Below are 16,388 nucleotides of genomic sequence, written 5' to 3'. Positions count from 1 at the left end.
CGGGGCAAGTTCGAATTCGAGTTCGACGACCTTAACAGCGCCTTCACCTGGGCATCACACCGTTTCCACGGTGCGCGCGGGGGCGGGGACGGGGTGGGCGAGCACCCCGTCCCCTGCCGGGCGGCCGGGCTCAGCGCCGGTAACCCAGCACCGTCATCATCCCGGCCTCGGCGTGGTAGACGTTGTGGCAGTGGATCATCCACAGCCCCGGGTTGTCGGCGTCGAAGTCCACCGTCAGACGGCCGTTCGGCAGGATGACCGCGGTGTCCTTGCGGGCGCCCGCGGCTCGGGCGGCTCGGGCGGCTCCGGATGCTCCGGCGGCTCCGATGGCGGAGTTCGCCAGGGCGAAGGTGTGGCCGTGCAGGTGCAGCGGGTGCCACATCGTCGTGGCGTTGGTGAAGACGAGGCGGACCCGCTCGCCCGCCCGTACCGCGTGCCGACGGTCGGGGGAGTAGGGACGCCCGTCGAACGCCCAGTCGTACCGCGCCATTTGGCCGGTGAGCCGGATCCGGATCGTACGGTCGGAACTGCGCGCGGGCAGCGCCACGGCCGCCGCCGCCCGCAGCCGGTCGGCGGTGAGCACCTTGCCGGACAGTTCCCCGGGCCGCACGGCGGCTCCCGGCGCCGCGCCGCCCCCGGTGCGCAACAGCGCCATGGCCGAGGCCTTCTTGCCCTCGGCGAGCGCCGTCAGCGGGAACACCCCGTCGCCCGCGGTGACCAGCACGTCGTACCGCTCACCCATGCCCAGCAGCAGGGCGTCCGCCGTGGCGTGCTCGACCGGGAAGCCGTCCGTGTGGGTGACCGTCATCCGGTGGCCGCCGAGCGCGACCCTGTAGGCGGTGTCCCCGCCCGCGTTGATCAGCCGGATCCGGATGCGGTCGCCCGGCCGGGCGCGGAACACCGAAGGCGCCTGTGCCGTACGCCCGTTGACCAGGTGGTGCGGGTACGCCACGTCACCAGCGTCACCCCCGAGGAGGTCGCTGGTGGCGCCCATCATCATCCGGGAGGGGCCCGCGGGCGGCGCGGTCGTGGCGCTCCCGGGGGCCGCGGCAGAGTGCCCGCTGTGGCCTCCGCCGCCGATGCCGGCGTGGTCTCTGCCGCCGGTGCTGCCGTGGCCTCCGTCATCGGTGCCGCCGTGGCCTCCGCCGCCGGTGCCGCCGTGGTCCGTGCCGCCCATGCCCCGGCTCAGTTCGGCGAGTACCGCGTCGGGTGTGGAGCCGTCCACGCCGTCCACCCAGTCGTCAAGGACGACGACCCACTCCTTGTCGTACTTCAGCGGCTCCCGGGGATCCTCCACGATCAGCGGGGCGTACAGCCCGCGGTCCTGCTGGACGCCCGAGTGCGGATGGAACCAGTACGTTCCCGGATGCGCCGCCGTGAAGCGGTAGGTGAAGTCGGCGCCCGGTTTGATCTCCCGCTGGGTGAGGCCGGGGACGCCGTCCATGTCGTTGCGCAGGGAGAGGCCGTGCCAGTGCAGGGAGGTGGCGGCGGGGAGGTGGTTGGCGAGGGTCAGGGCGAGGGTGTCGCCCGCGGTGACCCGCACCTCCTTGCCGGGCAGGCTGTCGCCGTACGCCCATGATCTGACCGTCGCACCGGCTCCGAGGTCGAGGGTGGCGGGCGCGGCGGTGAGCCGCACGGAGCGGACCGGGCCGGAGCCGCGCGCGGCCTCGGCGGCGGCGACCTCCTTGTCGTACGGAGCGACGAAGCCCTTGGTGTCGGCGGGGGAGGATGGGGACGGCGCGGCGCCGCCGTGTCCCGGGCCGGCGTGTCCCGGGCCGGCGTGGCCGGCGGAGCCGGAGCCGGAGCAGGCACCCAGAAGTCCGGCGGAGGCGGCTGCGGTTGCTGCCGCCCCCAGGAGGGAGCGGCGGGTGGGGTGTGCGGGCATGGGTGGTCCTTCGTGTGTCTCTCGGTGTTCCTCGCGGTGGAAGGTGCGCTCCGGCCGTTCCGGGCTTCCGGGTACGCCGCTCGGCACGCGGAGACGTCCCTCGGGGGGCGTGGGGCGTGCGTGATTGCGGGCGGTCGGGAGAGAGGGAACGGCGGTTGCGCTGCTAGATCCGCAGGACCGACAGGCTTGCGAGAACCGCTTTGCGGGGCGGCGGCCGGGGCCGCAGTGCACTTGCCGGCCCGCTGCTGCGGGGCGGGACGGTCCAGGCGGACGGGCCGCCGGCCAGAAGACCTGCCCCGAACAGAACGACACCCCAGGCGGCGAGCACGGCGAGACAGACCGACATCGGGTCCATGCCGGGCAAGGGGCTCGGGGGAGTGGAGGCGGACGTGGGGGAGGCCGCCGGGTGGTGCGGGGTGTCGATGGGCGTGGTGTGGGGCGCGTCCGGCGCCGTCATCGTCACTTTTGTGCTGATGGGGATGGTCGTGCCGACGGAGCTGGGGGAGGCGGTGCCGTGTTCGCCGTGCTGCCCCGCGGGGTGGCCGAGCGTGTGCATGGTGACGATGCCGAGGAGGAGCGCCGCGAACAGCAACAGCCGTCCGCCCCACGCACCCCGCCCACTCGTCGACACCATGCACGCACCTTACCCCCACCGGGTATCCGCCTCCCTTCGGGGCACGGTTGTCGGACCCCCGTGCTGGGATGGGTCCATGACCGAACTGAGAGTGCGGATCGTCGGCAGCGAGCTGCCCGGGGCCGAGTGTGGCGGGTTCCGGGACGTGCACGTCGCCGTACAGCGGCACAAGGTCCCCGAGGGGCCGGTGCGGGCGGACGCGGCCGAGGCGGTGTGGGAATTCCCGGTGGGGGTGGTGCGGGGGCGCGACGGTACGGCGGATTTCCGGGGGCCTTACGTGCAGGGGCGGCCGGGGGAGAGGTTCGTGTACCTGACGTGGGGGGAGTTGCCGGAGGGCGGGGAGTTCGGGATGTTCCGGCGGGCGAAGCTCTTCCTGGCGGACGTGCCGGCGGAGTTGGTCGCCTCGGGCGCGGTGGAGGGGAGGCTCGGTCTGACCGACGCGTCGGGGATGCCGGTGTGTGCGGGGGTGCGGCCGCCGGGGATTGTCTGGGGCTAGGGGGGTGGGGTCGGGACCCCGGGTCGGGATCCTGGGCCGGGACTCCGAGCCGAGACCCCGGGCCGGGACTCCGGGCCGAGACCCTGGGCCGGGACTCCGAGCCGGGACCCCGGGACCGGTGGACCTGCGCGGTGGTCGCCGGGACGGAACTCCTGGGCTGTCTGGTGCTCACGGGCCGGGCCGGTCCCGGGCCGGCGCAGCCGGGCAGGCCGGTGCTCGCCGACGCCGACCTGCGTCTCTTCGACTCCGGGCGGAGATCCTGGGCCGGGACTCCGAGCCGAGACCCCGGGCCGGGATCCTGGGCCGCGCCCGGTGCGCGGCTGTGCGCGCACGCGTCCGCCGACGCCGGCTGCCGCCCGCGGTCGAAGGCGGTCCTCGGCCGGGCGCGACGGGTCCCCGCTCGGCGGGGCCCGAACGAGGAGGAGCAGTTAGGGCGAACAGCCGGACGACCAGCCGGACGAACAGCCGGACGACCAGCCGGACGACCAGCCGGACGAACAGCCGGACGAACAGCTGGAGCGACCAGCCAGACGAACAGCCAGGACGCCCACCACACACCGCCCACCACGCACCGCCCACCGCCCACCGCCCACCTACGAAGAAGCAGCCCCCGCCCCCCGCTCCCGCAACATCCCCGCCATCAGGCCCAGTTCCGCCTGCTGCGCGTCCACCATGCCCTGCGCCAGTGCCCGTTCCACCCCCACCGTGCACTGCTCGGCGCAGCCTCCGGCCATCGTGACGCCCCCCTTGTGGTGCGCGGTCATCAGCCGCAGGTAGAGGATCTCCGCGGCCCTCCCCCTCGCCTCGCCGAGCGCCTTCAGCTCGGCCCTGGTGGCCATGCCCGGCATCAGCCCTTCCTCAGCTCCGGGCCTGCCGGGCTTCGCCGGGTGGTCCGCGTGGCCGTCCAGCCAGCCCATCTGTGGCGCGTCCGGCGACGCGATCTTCGGCAGGCCCCACAGGTCCAGCCAGCCCAGCAGCATCCCCCGCTGGTTGGCCTGCGTGTTCGCGATGTCGTACGCCAGACGCCGCACGTCCGTGTCCCTGGTCCGGTCCCGTACGACGAAGGACATCTCCACCGCCTGCTGATGGTGCGCGGCCATGTCCCGCGCGAACCCGGCGTCCGCCGAATCGGCGGAGGGCGCGGACGGCTGCCCGGTGGAAGGCCCGGTGGCGGTTCCGGCGGAAGTCCCCGGCGGGGCCGCCGCCGGGCGGTCGGGGGCGGACGCCGCCCGGGTCACCGTCACCGCGCCCACCACCACCGCGAGCGCGAACAGCACCGCACCCACCGCGCGCCACCACGAGCGGCTCACTCCTGCATTCCCCCGCCCGTCACCGGGGCGCCCGCGGCGTCCAGCGTCACCCCGTTCGAGCACGCCGCCCCCGGCTCGGGGGTCTGCGGCCCCATCACGTACCGGGTGAAGAACTGGTTGACCCGCGGGTCGTCCGCGCCGTCCACCGTGACCTGCTTGCCCCACGCGCTCAGCATGATCGGCCCTGCCTGTTGCCGCACCGGGCTCATCAGTGAGTACTGGGTCTTCTTGACCTTCGCGGCGAGCTTGTCGACGTCGGCCTTGGGCGCCTTGTCGTTGTACGTCACCCACACCGCGCCGTGTTCCAGCGAGTGCACGGCGTTCATGTCCGGGACCGGCTTCGCGTAGACGTCACCCTGGCAGTTCATCCACGCCTGGTGGTGGTCGCCACCGACCGGCGGGGTCATCGGGTAGGTGACCGGCTTGGCGACATGGGTGCGGCCCAGCTTCTTCGCGTCCCAGACCTTCTCGTTCTTGATCGGGGCCTTGGCCACGGCGTCCTCGGCCTTGCGCTGGTCGGACTCCTTGGTGAAGACGTACGCACCGAAGCCGATCAGACCGGCCAGGACGGCCCCGCCGACGCCGAGGGCGACGATCTTGTTGCGGCGCTCGCGCGACTTCTCTGCGCGCCGCATCTCTTCTATTCGGGCCTTGCGGGAGGTGGTGACGGACACGAGGAACATCCTTACGGGGGAGGTGAGTTACGCGGAGCGTGCAGAGCTGTGGAAGCCCGGTCGCGCGGTGCGCCAGGCGTCTGCCTCGCGCGGTGCGCCAGGCGTCCGCTCCTACCTCCGCAGCACCATCAGCACGTGCGCCCCCGGCGCCCGCGCCCATGTTCCGTCCCCGCGTGGCGACTTGGCGGCCGTGCCCTCGCCCCCGTGCCGCACCGGCAGTGCGGCGGCGCTCGGCGGCGCGTCCGGCGGGGCCGCGGTCAGTACGGCCGGCGAGAGGTGCGGAAAGGCGCCACAATCGCCCTGATCGTAGGGGCAGTTGTACGTGCTCGCAGGGGAAGGGGCCGCGTGGGCACCGGCGTTCTCGACAGACCTGGCGGGGCCGAGGCAGGCCAGCAGCGCGCCGAAGAGAGCTGCGGCGGCACACAGCAGAGCCACACTCCGCCTGAGCAGAGCCACACTCCGCCTGAACCGCGCGGTGTTGCCCCTGGTGCGCAAGTGCCGCGAGCCTCCCATGAGGGGCGATCGTAACGGCCCCCTCGCCGTACGTCACCAGTGAACCGGACACGACCGCAACAGAATCTGCACCCGCGGCCCCGGCCGGCCCGGCAGCCCTCGCAGCCCCGGCAGACCCACCAGACCAGTCCCGCAGCCCGCGCCACGCCCGGCCGTCCGACCCGTCCCGAGGATCGTGTACATGCAGGGCGGCCCGATGATCGGTGAGACGCTGGGGTCCTACGGACTCGCCGGCCCCCGGCGGCCCTGGTGGCAGTGTTGCTCCGCACGGTCCACGCGGTCCGCGCGACGAGCCGTCCACCGCGGTGATCACGTGATCCGGGGTGGTCCGCAACCTGCCCGAAACCGTGTGGTGGGATGCTGGGGAGCCCCAGTGTGTTCCGAGGCGTGGGAGCAGGCGGCCTGACCAGCAAGAAGGAAGTGGAAATGGACAAGCAGCAGGAATTCGTGCTCCGTACCCTGGAGGAGCGGGACATCCGCTTCGTACGCCTGTGGTTCACCGATGTGCTCGGCTTCCTGAAGTCGGTCGCGGTGGCCCCCGCCGAGCTGGAGCAGGCCTTCGACGAGGGCATCGGCTTCGACGGTTCGGCGATCGAGGGCTTCGCCCGGGTCTACGAGTCCGACATGATCGCCAAGCCGGACCCGAGCACCTTCCAGATCCTGCCCTGGCGCGCGGAGGCCCCCGGCACCGCCCGGATGTTCTGCGACATCCTGATGCCGGACGGCTCGCCGTCCTTCGCGGACCCGCGCTACGTCCTCAAGCGCATCCTGAACAAGACCTCGGATCTCGGCTTCACCTTCTACACCCACCCCGAGATCGAGTTCTTCCTGCTCAAGGACAAGCCGCTGGACGGCTCGAAGCCGGTCCCCGCCGACAACTCCGGCTACTTCGACCACACCCCGCAGAACGTCGGCATGGACTTCCGCCGCCAGGCGATCACCATGCTCGAATCGATGGGCATCTCGGTGGAGTTCAGCCACCACGAGGGCGCCCCCGGCCAGCAGGAGATCGACCTCCGTTACGCCGACGCGCTCTCGACGGCGGACAACATCATGACCTTCCGCCTGGTCATGAAGCAGGTGGCGCTTGAGCAGGGCGTGCAGGCGACCTTCATGCCCAAGCCGTTCTCGGAGTTCCCCGGCTCGGGCATGCACACCCACCTCTCCCTCTTCGAGGGTGACCGCAACGCCTTCTACGAGTCAGGCGCCGAGTACCAGCTCTCCAAGGTCGGCCGCTCCTTCATCGCGGGACTTCTCAAGCACGCCGCCGAGATCTCCGCCGTCACCAACCAGTGGGTCAACTCCTACAAGCGCATCTGGGGCGGCTCGGCCCGCACCGCGGGCTCCGGCGGCGAGGCCCCCTCGTACATCTGCTGGGGCCACAACAACCGCTCCGCGCTGATCCGCGTCCCGATGTACAAGCCCGGCAAGACCGGCTCGTCCCGGGTCGAGGTCCGCTCGATCGACTCAGGCGCCAACCCGTACCTCACCTACGCGGTCCTGCTCGCCGCCGGACTCAAGGGCATCGAGGAGGGTTACGAACTGCCGCCGGGCGCCGACGACGACGTCTGGGCGCTCTCCGACTCCGAGCGCCGCGCCATGGGCATCGAGCCCCTCCCGCAGAACCTCGGCGAGGCCATCGCGCTGATGGAACGCAGCGAACTCGTCGCCGAGACCCTCGGCGAGCACGTCTTCGACTTCTTTTTGCGCAACAAGAAGCAGGAGTGGGAGGAGTACCGCAGCGAGGTCACCGCGTTCGAGCTGCGGAAAAACCTGCCGGTGCTGTAGGCGGGACGCTCTCCGCCGCAACGGGGGGCGAGTGGGGCCCGCGGCCGTCGGCCGCGGGCCCCACCGCTGTTCGCGGAGGACGTTCGCGGAGACCGTTCGCGGAGTTCCGCGTGCGACGTGTGAAAAGTGGGTGCGGGAGCGGGGCGTCGCTGGGACGCTGTCCGGATGGACAGATCACGTAGGTCCCAACTGGCGCACCTGCATCATCCGATCGCCGCTCCGCTCGACGACGAGGCGGTACGCCGGCTCATCGGCCGGGCCGTCACGCGGGACGACGCACGACTGCTCGATCTCGGCTGCGGGCAGGCGGAATGGCTGATCAGGGCACTGGAGGCGTACCCCGGGGCGACCGCGGTCGGCGTCGACACCGCGGCGAACGCGCTGGAGGAGGCACGGGCGCAGGCCGCCGCGCGCGGAGTGGGGGGCCGGCTCGAACTGCATGCGGGGGACGCCGCCACCGCCACCCTCCAGGGTCCCTTCGACGTGGTCCTCAGCGTCGGCGCCAGCCACGCCTTCGGCGGGCTCCTCGCCACCCTCGCCGCCGCCCGCGAGCACCTCGCGCCCGGCGGCAGCGTCCTGGTCGGCGACGCGTACTGGCGCTGTGGGCCGAGCGCAGAGGCGGTTCGGATGCTCGGAGAGTACGAGGACCTGGCGACGACGCTGGAGAACATCACCGCCGACGGCTGGGTCCCGGTCCACGGCCACCTCAGCACGCGCCACGAACTCGACGACTACGAGTGGTCCTGGACGGGTTCCCTCGCCGAGTGGGCCCTCGACCACCCGGACGACCCCGACAGCGCCGCGGCCCTCGAAGCCTCCGCCGCCCACCGCACCGAATGGCTGCGCTGCTACCGCGACAGCTTCGGCTTCCACACCCTCGTCCTGCGACCGGCGAAAGGCTGACCCGCCGCCATGAACACAGGTGACGACCGTCCCGCCCCGCCCAAGCTCGGCAACGAGCGTGAGACGCTGCGCGACTACCTCGACTTCCACCGTGCCACGCTCGCCAGGAAGTGCGAGGGGCTGAGCGACGAGGAACTACGGCAGAAGTCGATGCCGCCGTCGACGTTGTCGCTGATGGGTCTCGTGCGGCACATGGCAGAGGTCGAGCGGACCTGGTTCCGCCGCGTCGTCAACCAGGAGAAGGACATCCCCTTCCTCTGGTCCGACAAGGGCGACTACCAGGAGGCGTACGAGCCGGGCAGGTCCACGCGTGCCGAGGTGTTCACGGCCTGGGAGGCGGAGATGGCACACGCCCGGCGGATCGAGCGCGAAGCCCCGTCACTGGACGTGCACGGCCACTTCGCGCGATGGGGCGAGGACGTGTCGCTGCGGTGGGTGATGCTGCACCTGATCCACGAGTACGCACGGCACAACGGGCACGCGGACTTCTTGCGGGAGGGGGTGGACGGGGTGGTGGGGGCGTAGGCAGCCGGGGCACGGGGCCTCGGCACACCCGGGGCCCGGGCTCACCCAGGGGCGTCGGTCCACTCGGGGCCCGGGCTCACCCAGGGGCGTCGGTCCACCCGGGGCCCGGGCTCACCCAGGGGCGTCGGCACACCCGGGACCCGAGCTCACCCAGGGGCCTCGGCCCACCCGGGGCCCGGGCCCCCAGGGGCGTCGGCACACCCGGAACCGCTGCCCACCCCGGGGCCCCGCCCCCGGCCCCGCACGGCTGCCCCGCGTGACGCTCGCACCGGGGAAAGGGCCCGTCACCCCCCGTAGAACCTGTCCTCCATCACCGCCCGCGCGCGGCGTGTGATCCTCCGGTAGTCGTCCAGCATGTCGCCGACGTGGCCGCTCTCGTAACCCAGGTAGCGGCTCATGGCGACCAGCTCGCGGCCGTCCGAGGGGAACGTGTCCCCGGCGCGGCCCCGTACCAGCATCACCCCGTTGCGCACCCGGGTCGCCAGTACCCACGCCTCGTCGAGGATCTGCGCCTCCTCGGCCGGGATCAGGCCCGCCGCGTGCCCCGCCGCCAGGGCTTCCCTGGTGCGCGGGGTGCGCAGCCCCGGCTCCGTCCAGCCGTGCTGCATCTGCATCAGCTGGACCGTCCACTCGACGTCGCTCAGGCCGCCGCGGCCCAGCTTCGTGTGCAGGGTCGGGTCGGCGCCGCGCGGCATCCGTTCGGACTCCATGCGGGCCTTCAGCCGGCGGATCTCACGGACCGAGTCCTCGCCGAGCCCCTCCACCGGGTAGCGCAGCGGGTCGATCATCTCGATGAAGCGCCGGCCCAGGTCCGCGTCGCCCGCCATCGGGTCGGCGCGCAGCAGGGCCTGGCTCTCCCAGACCAGCGACCAGCGCCGGTAGTAGGCCTCGTACGACTTCAAGGAGCGCACCAGCGGGCCGCTCTTGCCCTCCGGGCGCAGATCCGCGTCGATCAGCAACGGCGGGTCCGCGGTGGGAAGTTGGAGGAGCCTTCGCATCTCGGTGACCACCTTGACGGCGGCCTGCGCGGCTTCCTGCTCGGACACGCCCTCGCGCGGCTCGTGGACGAACAGGACGTCGGCGTCCGAGCCGTAGCCCAGTTCGTGGCCGCCGAAGCGGCCCATGCCGATGACCGCGAACCGGGTGGGGAGTTCGTCGCCCCATTGCGCGCGCACCGCCGCCCGCAGCGCGCCCGCCAGCGTCGCCGCGTTGAGGGCGGTCACCGCGCAGCCCACCCGGTCGACGAGCGCGCCCGGATCGGGCTCGGCGGGACTGTCCTCCGTACCGTACGAGCCGATGATGTCGGCGGCGGTGGTGCGGAAGAGTTCGCGGCGGCGCACGCCGCGGGCGACGGCGACGGCCGCCTCCGCGCCGGCCGCGCGGCCCACCGCGGCCAGTACCTCCTGCTCCAGGTGGTCGCGGGTGCGCGGGGCCAGCCCCTTGGGGTCGCCTAGGATGGCGACCGCCTCGGGGGCGCGCAGCAGCAGGTCGGGGGCGAGCCGGCCCGCCGAGAGGACCCGGGCCAGGTTCTCCGCCGCGGCGCCCTCGTCGCGCAGCAGCCGCAGGTACCAGGGGGTCTTGCCGAGCGCGTCCGAGACCTTGCGGAAGCCCAGCAGGCCCGCGTCCGGGTCGGCTGAGTCCGCGAACCAGCCGAGCAGCACCGGCAGCAGGGTGCGCTGGATGGCGGCCTTGCGGGTGACGCCGGAGGAGAGCGCTTCGAGATGGCGCAGCGCGCCGGCCGGGTCCGCGTAGCCGAGCGCCTGGAGCCGCTGGCCCGCGGCCCGCGGGCTCAGCCGGGTCTCGCCGGGTGCCAGCCCGGCGACCGCGTCCAGCAGCGGCCGGTAGAACAGCTTCTCGTGCAGCCGGCGCACCACGGCCGCGTGCCGCCGCCAGACCTGCTGGAGCTCGGTGACCGGCTCGCCGCGCAGCCCCAGCGAACGCCCCAGCCGCCGCAGGTCCGCCTCGTCCTCGGGGACGAGGTGCGTGCGGCGCAGCCGGTACAGCTGGATGCGGTGCTCCAGCTGCCGCAGGAAGCGGTACGCGGCGTCCAGCTGGGCCGCGTCCGCCCGTCCCACGTACCCGCCGGCGGCCAGCGCCTCCAAGGCCTCCAGCGTCGAGCCGCTGTGCAGGGAGGCGTCGCTGCGGCCGTGCACCAGTTGCAGCAGCTGTACGGCGAACTCGACGTCGCGCAGCCCGCCGGGGCCGAGCTTGATCTCCCGTTCGGCCTGTCCGGCCGGAATGTTGTCGACGACCCGGCGGCGCATCTTCTGCACGTCGGGCACGAAGTTCTCCCGCTCGGCGGCCTGCCAGACCATCGGCGACACCGCCCTGACGTACTCGTCGCCCAGGGCGCGGTCACCGGCGACCGGACGGGCCTTGAGCAGCGCCTGGAACTCCCAGGTCTTCGCCCAGCGCTGGTAGTACGCGACATGGCTGGAGAGGGTACGGACCAGCGGGCCGTTGCGGCCCTCGGGGCGCAGGTTGGCGTCGACCGGCCAGATGGTGCCCTCGACGGTGGTGTCCGAGCAGATCCGCATGAGGTGCGAGGCGAGACGGGTCGCGGCGCGCATCGCCTTGTCCTCGTCCACGCCGTCCACGGCCTCGCCGACGAAGATCACGTCCACGTCGGAGACGTAGTTCAGCTCGTGACCGCCGCACTTTCCCATCGCGATCACGGCGACACGGCACATCGCGGCGTCCTCGGGTGCGGCGGTGCGGGCGATCGCGAGGGCGGCCCTGAGGGTCGCCGTCGCGAGGTCGGCGAGCTCCGCCGCGGTCTCCGCGACGTCCGTCGTCCCGCACACGTCACGCGCCGCTATCGTCAGCAGGCACCGGCGGTAGGCCACCCGCAGTGCGTCCGGGTCGTCCGCCGCGGCGAGCCCGCTCTCGAACTCCGCGACCCCGGGGTGGAGGTCCGTCGCCTCGTAGGTGTAGAGCACGTGCCAGTCGGAGGGGTGGCGGGCGAGGTGGTCGGCGAGGGCCTCGGAGGTGCCGAGGACGCCGAGTAGGCGGTCCCGCAGGGGTTTGGCGGCGACGAGGGTACGGAGGAACTCGTGCCGGCTCTCGTCGTCCGACTGGGCCTCCGCGAGCCGTACGAGGCTGCGCAGCGCGAGGTCGGGGTCGGCGGTCGCGCCGAGGGCGTCGAGGAGCACGGGGTCGTGGCGCACGGGGGCCAGCGAGTCGTCGTCGAGCAGGCGCTCGGAGGCGGTCGGGTCGGTGAATCCGTGCCGGATGAGGCGCGTGAAGGTACTGCTGCGGCGTCCCGGCGCGGTCATGGTCGTCCCTGCCTTTTCGCTTGGCGCTGGCGGTGAGGGTGTCGGGGCGAGCCTATGCGGTGGGGCGGGGGTGGGGGCATGCGGCTGGGCGGGGCCGGGCCGGGCGGGATGCGGTCGGGCGGGGTTGCGCTCCGCGTGAGGGGCCGCCCCCTTGCCCACCCGTTCCGCCCCCGGGGGGCGGCCCCGCTGCCCAAGGGGGCTGGGGGTGGGGAGGGGAAAGGGGGGCGGCCCCGCTGCCCCAAGGGGGCTGAGGGGGAGGGGGCAGGCAGTTAGGGGCGCGGGGAACTGCGCGATCAGCCACGACGTGCCCGCACGGAGACCGCTCCCCGCAGGGCAGGGGCCTACGCCCGAGCTGGCAGCAGGCTGTAGGGCCAGGCCCTACGCCCGAGCCGGCAGCAGGCTGCAGGGCCTACGCCCGAGCCGGCAGCAGGCGGTGGGGGCCCGCCCCCGAGACCACCTTCGGGAGCCGGTGCGGCAGCGACCCGTACCACGCGTAGGCGACCGCGTACCCGAAGGAAAGGCACAGCACCCCGCCCACCGCGTCCAGCCAGAAGTGGTTCGCGGTGGCGACAATCACGACCAGCGTGAGGGTCGGGTACAGCAGCCCCAGGACGCGGGCCCACGGCGCCGACGCCAGGAAGAATATCGTCAGGCCGCACCAGGTCGACCACCCGATGTGCATCGAGGGCATCGCCGCGTACTGGTTCGACATGTGCTTCAGGTCGCCCGAGGCCATCGATCCCCAGGTGTGGTGGATCAGTACCGTGTCCACGAATCCGCCGCCGTTCATCAGCCGGGGCGGTGCGAGCGGATACAGGTAGTAACCGACCAGGGCCACGCCCGTGGTCGCGAAGAGGATGGTCCGCGCGGCGGCGTACCGTCCCGGCTGCCACCGGTAGAGCCAGACCAGCACGCCGATCGTGACGATGAAGTGCAGCGTCGCGTAGTAGTAGTTCATCGAAACGATCAGCCACGTCACCGAGTCGATGGCGTGGTTGACGGACTTCTCGACGGCGATGCCCAGGTCGTTCTCGACCTTCCAGATCCAGTCGGCGTTGGCGAGCGCCTTCGCCTTCTGCTCGGGGACGGCGTTGCGGATCATCGAGTAGATCCAGTAACTGACCACGATCAGCAGGAGCTCGAACCAGATGCGGGGGCGGCGGGGGGACCGGATGCGGTCGACGACCGCACCTGCCGTTCGACGGGTGCCGCGGTCCTCCGCGACACCGTCCTCGCTCACCTTGGGTGACGGGATGGTGGCTTTCCGGCCGGTCGCCCGGCCTGCCTCGGTTCTCGTGGTCGATTCACCCATGGGAGATGAGTCTGCCAGATCACCGTTGCCCACCGATCATCCTCCGGTGGGTTCCGGCCCGCCCCGCGTACGACTCAAGGACGAGGTCCGCGGGCGGTTGACCCCGGGCACGGCTCAGGGACGGGGCCCGGATGCGGTTGACCCGCGCACGACAAGCTCGGGCATGAAGACGAATTCGCTGTGCGGGGCCGGAGTCCCGCCGACCTCCTCCAGCAGCGCGCGGACCGCGGCCTGCCCCATCGCCGTCACCGGCTTGCGGATGGTGGTCAGCGGCGGGTCGGTGAACGCTATGAGCGGGGAGTCGTCGAAGCCGACCACGGAGACGTCACGCGGCACCTCGAGACCGAGCCGGCGCGCGGCCCTTATCGCGCCGAGCGCCATCATGTCGCTCGCGCACACCACCGCCGTGCAGCCCCGCTCGATGAGCGCCGAGGCCGCCGCCTGCCCGCCCTCCAGGGTGTAGAGGGAGTGCTGGACCAGCTCGTCGGCCTCCTCCGGGAGGAGGCCGAGCCGCTCCTGCATGCTGCTGCGGAAGCCCTCGATCTTGCGCAGTACGGGCACGAACCGCCTGGGTCCGACCGCGAGGCCGATCCTGGTGTGCCCGAGCGCCGCCAGGTGCGTCACCGCGAGCCGCATCGCGGCCCGGTCGTCCGGCGAGATGAACGGGGCCTGCACCTTCGCCGAGAACCCGTCCACGAGCACGAAGGGGACACCCTGCGCACGCAGCTGCTCGTACCGCTGCATGTCGGCCGTGGTGTCGGCGTGCAACCCGGAGACGAAGATGATGCCGCTCACGCCGCGGGCGACGAGCATCTCGGTCAGCTCGTCCTCGGTGGAGCCGCCCGGGGTCTGGGTGGCGAGCACCGGGGTGTAGCCCTGGCGGGTCAGCGCCTGCCCTATCACCTGGGCCAGCGCGGGAAAGATCGGGTTCTCCAGCTCGGGGGTTATCAGCCCGACGAGACCCGCACTGAGCCGGCGCAGCCGGACGGGCCGCTCGTACCCGAGGACGTCGAGTGCGGCGAGTACGGATTCGCGGGTGGCCGAGGCAACACCCGGCTTGCCGTTCAGGACCCGGCTGACCGTCGCTTCGCTGACCCCCGCCTGGGCTGCGATGTCGGCTAGCCGTGCGGTCATGGAAGGCGACCTTACCGGGCGGTCCGTCCGATTGCCCACCAAGTGCAGGTATCGGCGGGAAGGGTGGTCGTAGGGCCGTCCGCACCGAGGTCCCCGTGGGGGGCCGTCCCGTCCGTGCGCAGGTCCGCGGAGGTGGCCAGGAGCCGTCCGGGGGTGGGGAGTTCGACCGGTTCGGGGCCTGCGTTCAGGACGCAGCGGAAGCCGGGGCGCACGAAGTCGAGCACCCCGTCCGCCGACGGCAGCCACTCCATCTCGCCGTCGCCGAGCCCGGGCAGCTCCCGGCGCACCGCGAGCGCCCTGCGGTAGAGCTCCAGGGTCGAGCCGTCGTCGCCGGTCTGCGCCGCCACCGTCAGGTTCCGCCAGTCGTCCGGCTGCGGGAGCCAGCTGCCGCCGCTGCCGAAGCCGTACGGCGGCAGCTCGCCGTCCCACGGGATCGGTACGCGGCAGCCGTCCCGCAGTCCGTCCTGGCCGTCGGTGCGGAAGAAGGAAGGGTCCTGGCGGACCCCGTCGGGCAGGTCCCGCACCTCGGGCAGGCCCAGCTCCTCGCCCTGGTAGAGGTAGACGGAACCCGGCAGCGCCAGCATCAGCAGCGCGGCGGCGCGGGCCCGCCGCAGGCCCCCGGCGTAGTCGTCGGCGCCGTAGCGCGTGAGGTGGCGTACCACGTCGTGGTTGGACAGCACCCAGGTGGTGGGGGCGCCGACCGAGCCGGTGGCCGCGAGCGAGGAGTCGATCACCCGGCGCATCGCGGCGGGCTCCCAAGGACAGCTGAGGAACTGGAAGTTGAAGGCCTGGTGCAGTTCGTCGGGGCGGACGTACAGGGCGAGCCGCTCGGGGGTCGGCGCCCACGCCTCGGCGACGCCGATCCGCTCCCGCCCGTGCCGGCCCCCGTACGAGTCGAGCAGCCGCCGCCACTCGCGGTGGATGGCGTGCACCTCGTCCTGGTCGAAGAACGGGAGGATCTGCGTGCCGATCATCTTGGCCTGCTCGCGGGCCCCGATGTCCGGCATCCCGGCGGCCTTGACCATGCCGTGCGCGACATCGACCCGGAAGCCGTCGACCCCCATGTCCAGCCAGAACCGCAGGATCGAGTCGAACTCGGCGTGGACGGCGGGGGCGTCCCAGTTGAGGTCGGGCTGCTGCGGGGCGAACAGGTGCAGGTACCAGGAGCCGTCCCGGGTGCGCGTCCAGGCGGGGCCGCCGAAGACCGACTCCCAGTCGTTCGGCGGGAGTTCACCGTTCTCACCACGGCCCTGCCGGAAGTGGTAGAGGTCGCGCTCCGGGCCGCCGGCCAGCGCGGCGCGGAACCACGCGTGCTCGTCGGAGGTGTGGTTGGGGACCACGTCCACGATGACGCGGATCCCCACCTCGTGGGCCGCCGCGATGAGTTGGGCGGCGTCGTCCAGGGTGCCGAAGAGCGGGTCGACCGCCCGGTAGTCGGCCACGTCGTAGCCGCCGTCCGCCTGCGGCGAGGAGTAGAACGGCGTCAGCCACACCGCGTCCACGCCCAGTCCCGCCAGGTACGGCAGGCGCGCGCGGATGCCGGGCAGGTCCCCGACGCCGTCCCCGTCGCTGTCGGCGAAGGACCGGACGTACACCTGGTAGATGACGGCGTCGCGCCACCACCGCGGGACGGCGGGTCGGCGGTCGGTGCGGGAGACCGCGGGGGACAGGGGGCTCACAGGGCTCATGGGGCTGCTCGCTCTCGTACGGCACCGGTGTCGGCAACTACCGGCTCAACGCCGGTGGCGCCGATTGGTAACAGTCTTGCAAGTTCTTGCGAATCCCTCAGCCAGGTCGCCCAACTGCCCGTCGTGGCCGCTCCGGCCTGCCCTGCAAGGGATCCCGCGGCAATCCCCAGGACACGTCGACGTAACGATCCACCCCCCTTGCAGAAATTTCCCGCAAACTCTTTCGGACTTCTTTCAGGCTTGTTACGTTC

At 72.5% G+C, this 16,388-nt stretch carries 13 protein-coding genes; 4 read left to right on the top strand and 9 right to left on the bottom strand.

Annotation, left to right across the window (positions count from 1 at the left end; genetic code table 11):
- Positions 1–130: 130 nt before the first annotated feature.
- Positions 131–1,885: a multicopper oxidase family protein gene (locus ACIQM4_RS33800; protein ID WP_401599283.1), complete on the bottom strand. Its 1,755-nt coding sequence runs from the start codon at positions 1,883–1,885 to the stop codon at positions 131–133.
- Positions 1,886–2,048: 163 nt separating this feature from the next.
- A complete protein-coding gene (locus ACIQM4_RS33795; RefSeq protein WP_401599281.1) occupies positions 2,049–2,519 on the bottom strand; it encodes a hypothetical protein in 471 nt (156 codons plus the stop codon).
- A 76-nt stretch (positions 2,520–2,595) separates the two neighbouring features.
- Here ACIQM4_RS33795 and ACIQM4_RS33790 point away from each other — a divergent pair, with 76 nt between their 5' ends.
- Positions 2,596–3,015, top strand: a complete 420-nt coding sequence (locus ACIQM4_RS33790) for a DUF5990 family protein (RefSeq protein ID WP_401599279.1) — start codon at positions 2,596–2,598, stop codon at positions 3,013–3,015.
- 593 nt (positions 3,016–3,608) lie between these two features.
- On the opposite strand, the gene ACIQM4_RS33785 is transcribed toward ACIQM4_RS33790, so the two are convergent.
- The 3 genes from ACIQM4_RS33785 to ACIQM4_RS33775 all read right to left on the bottom strand — a co-directional run bounded on the left by ACIQM4_RS33785 (position 3,609) and on the right by ACIQM4_RS33775 (position 5,434).
- Positions 3,609–4,325 (bottom strand): DUF305 domain-containing protein, encoded by a 717-nt coding sequence (locus ACIQM4_RS33785; RefSeq protein ID WP_401599277.1) that lies wholly within the window; start codon positions 4,323–4,325, stop codon positions 3,609–3,611.
- Positions 4,322–4,960: a DUF3105 domain-containing protein gene (locus tag ACIQM4_RS33780; protein ID WP_401599308.1), complete on the bottom strand. Its 639-nt coding sequence runs from the start codon at positions 4,958–4,960 to the stop codon at positions 4,322–4,324. Before ACIQM4_RS33780 ends, ACIQM4_RS33785 begins: the two co-directional genes overlap by 4 nt.
- A gap of 150 nt (positions 4,961–5,110) precedes the next feature.
- Complete coding sequence (locus ACIQM4_RS33775; RefSeq protein ID WP_401599275.1) at positions 5,111–5,434, bottom strand: hypothetical protein; 324 nt, start codon at positions 5,432–5,434, stop codon at positions 5,111–5,113.
- 504 nt (positions 5,435–5,938) lie between these two features.
- Between ACIQM4_RS33775 and ACIQM4_RS33770 the strand changes: the two genes are divergently transcribed.
- The 3 genes from ACIQM4_RS33770 (at position 5,939) to ACIQM4_RS33760 (ending at position 8,728) form a co-directional block, all read left to right on the top strand.
- On the top strand, positions 5,939–7,300 hold the full coding sequence (locus tag ACIQM4_RS33770; RefSeq protein WP_401599273.1) for a glutamine synthetase family protein: 1,362 nt from the start codon (positions 5,939–5,941) through the stop codon (positions 7,298–7,300).
- Positions 7,301–7,465: 165 nt separating this feature from the next.
- Positions 7,466–8,203, top strand: a complete 738-nt coding sequence (locus tag ACIQM4_RS33765; protein WP_401599271.1) for an SAM-dependent methyltransferase — start codon at positions 7,466–7,468, stop codon at positions 8,201–8,203.
- A gap of 9 nt (positions 8,204–8,212) precedes the next feature.
- The gene (locus ACIQM4_RS33760) at positions 8,213–8,728 is read left to right on the top strand and encodes a DinB family protein (protein WP_401599269.1); all 516 of its coding nucleotides are present in this window, start codon (positions 8,213–8,215) and stop codon (positions 8,726–8,728) included.
- Between the two features lie 284 nt (positions 8,729–9,012).
- Here the strand turns inward: ACIQM4_RS33760 and ACIQM4_RS33755 are convergent, their stop codons facing one another.
- From ACIQM4_RS33755 to ACIQM4_RS33740, 4 genes are all read right to left on the bottom strand, one after another.
- Positions 9,013–12,003 (bottom strand): bifunctional [glutamine synthetase] adenylyltransferase/[glutamine synthetase]-adenylyl-L-tyrosine phosphorylase, encoded by a 2,991-nt coding sequence (locus tag ACIQM4_RS33755; protein ID WP_401599267.1) that lies wholly within the window; start codon positions 12,001–12,003, stop codon positions 9,013–9,015.
- Positions 12,004–12,412: 409 nt separating this feature from the next.
- Positions 12,413–13,315: a phosphatase PAP2 family protein gene (locus ACIQM4_RS33750; RefSeq protein ID WP_401599265.1), complete on the bottom strand. Its 903-nt coding sequence runs from the start codon at positions 13,313–13,315 to the stop codon at positions 12,413–12,415.
- Positions 13,316–13,429: 114 nt separating this feature from the next.
- Positions 13,430–14,449 carry a LacI family DNA-binding transcriptional regulator gene (locus ACIQM4_RS33745; RefSeq protein ID WP_401599263.1) on the bottom strand — a complete coding sequence of 340 codons (1,020 nt, stop codon included), beginning with the start codon at positions 14,447–14,449 and terminating at the stop codon, positions 13,430–13,432.
- Between the two features lie 11 nt (positions 14,450–14,460).
- Positions 14,461–16,137, bottom strand: a complete 1,677-nt coding sequence (locus ACIQM4_RS33740) for a glycoside hydrolase family 13 protein (protein ID WP_401599261.1) — start codon at positions 16,135–16,137, stop codon at positions 14,461–14,463.
- Between the last annotated feature and the right edge of the window lie 251 nt (positions 16,138–16,388).

The organism is Streptomyces sp. NPDC091272 (assembly GCF_044757485.1).
Classification (GTDB): domain Bacteria; phylum Actinomycetota; class Actinomycetes; order Streptomycetales; family Streptomycetaceae; genus Streptomyces.
The sequence above is the reverse complement of the archived record's forward strand: the minus strand, read 5'-3'. Positions and strand labels throughout refer to the sequence as shown.

What these genes read in the sequence shown, in the direction of transcription:
- ACIQM4_RS33800 (WP_401599283.1), bottom strand. Translation starts at nt 1,885, where the DNA reads ATGCCCGCACACCCCACCCGCCGCTCCCTCCTGGGGGCGGCAGCAACC.
- ACIQM4_RS33795 (WP_401599281.1), bottom strand. Translation starts at nt 2,519, where the DNA reads ATGGTGTCGACGAGTGGGCGGGGTGCGTGGGGCGGACGGCTGTTGCTG.
- ACIQM4_RS33790 (WP_401599279.1), top strand. Translation starts at nt 2,596, where the DNA reads ATGACCGAACTGAGAGTGCGGATCGTCGGCAGCGAGCTGCCCGGGGCC.
- ACIQM4_RS33780 (WP_401599308.1), bottom strand. Translation starts at nt 4,960, where the DNA reads ATGCGGCGCGCAGAGAAGTCGCGCGAGCGCCGCAACAAGATCGTCGCC.
- ACIQM4_RS33770 (WP_401599273.1), top strand. Translation starts at nt 5,939, where the DNA reads ATGGACAAGCAGCAGGAATTCGTGCTCCGTACCCTGGAGGAGCGGGAC.
- ACIQM4_RS33765 (WP_401599271.1), top strand. Translation starts at nt 7,466, where the DNA reads ATGGACAGATCACGTAGGTCCCAACTGGCGCACCTGCATCATCCGATC.
- ACIQM4_RS33760 (WP_401599269.1), top strand. Translation starts at nt 8,213, where the DNA reads ATGAACACAGGTGACGACCGTCCCGCCCCGCCCAAGCTCGGCAACGAG.
- ACIQM4_RS33755 (WP_401599267.1), bottom strand. Translation starts at nt 12,003, where the DNA reads ATGACCGCGCCGGGACGCCGCAGCAGTACCTTCACGCGCCTCATCCGG.
- ACIQM4_RS33750 (WP_401599265.1), bottom strand. Translation starts at nt 13,315, where the DNA reads ATGGGTGAATCGACCACGAGAACCGAGGCAGGCCGGGCGACCGGCCGG.
- ACIQM4_RS33745 (WP_401599263.1), bottom strand. Translation starts at nt 14,449, where the DNA reads ATGACCGCACGGCTAGCCGACATCGCAGCCCAGGCGGGGGTCAGCGAA.
- ACIQM4_RS33740 (WP_401599261.1), bottom strand. Translation starts at nt 16,137, where the DNA reads ATGAGCCCTGTGAGCCCCCTGTCCCCCGCGGTCTCCCGCACCGACCGC.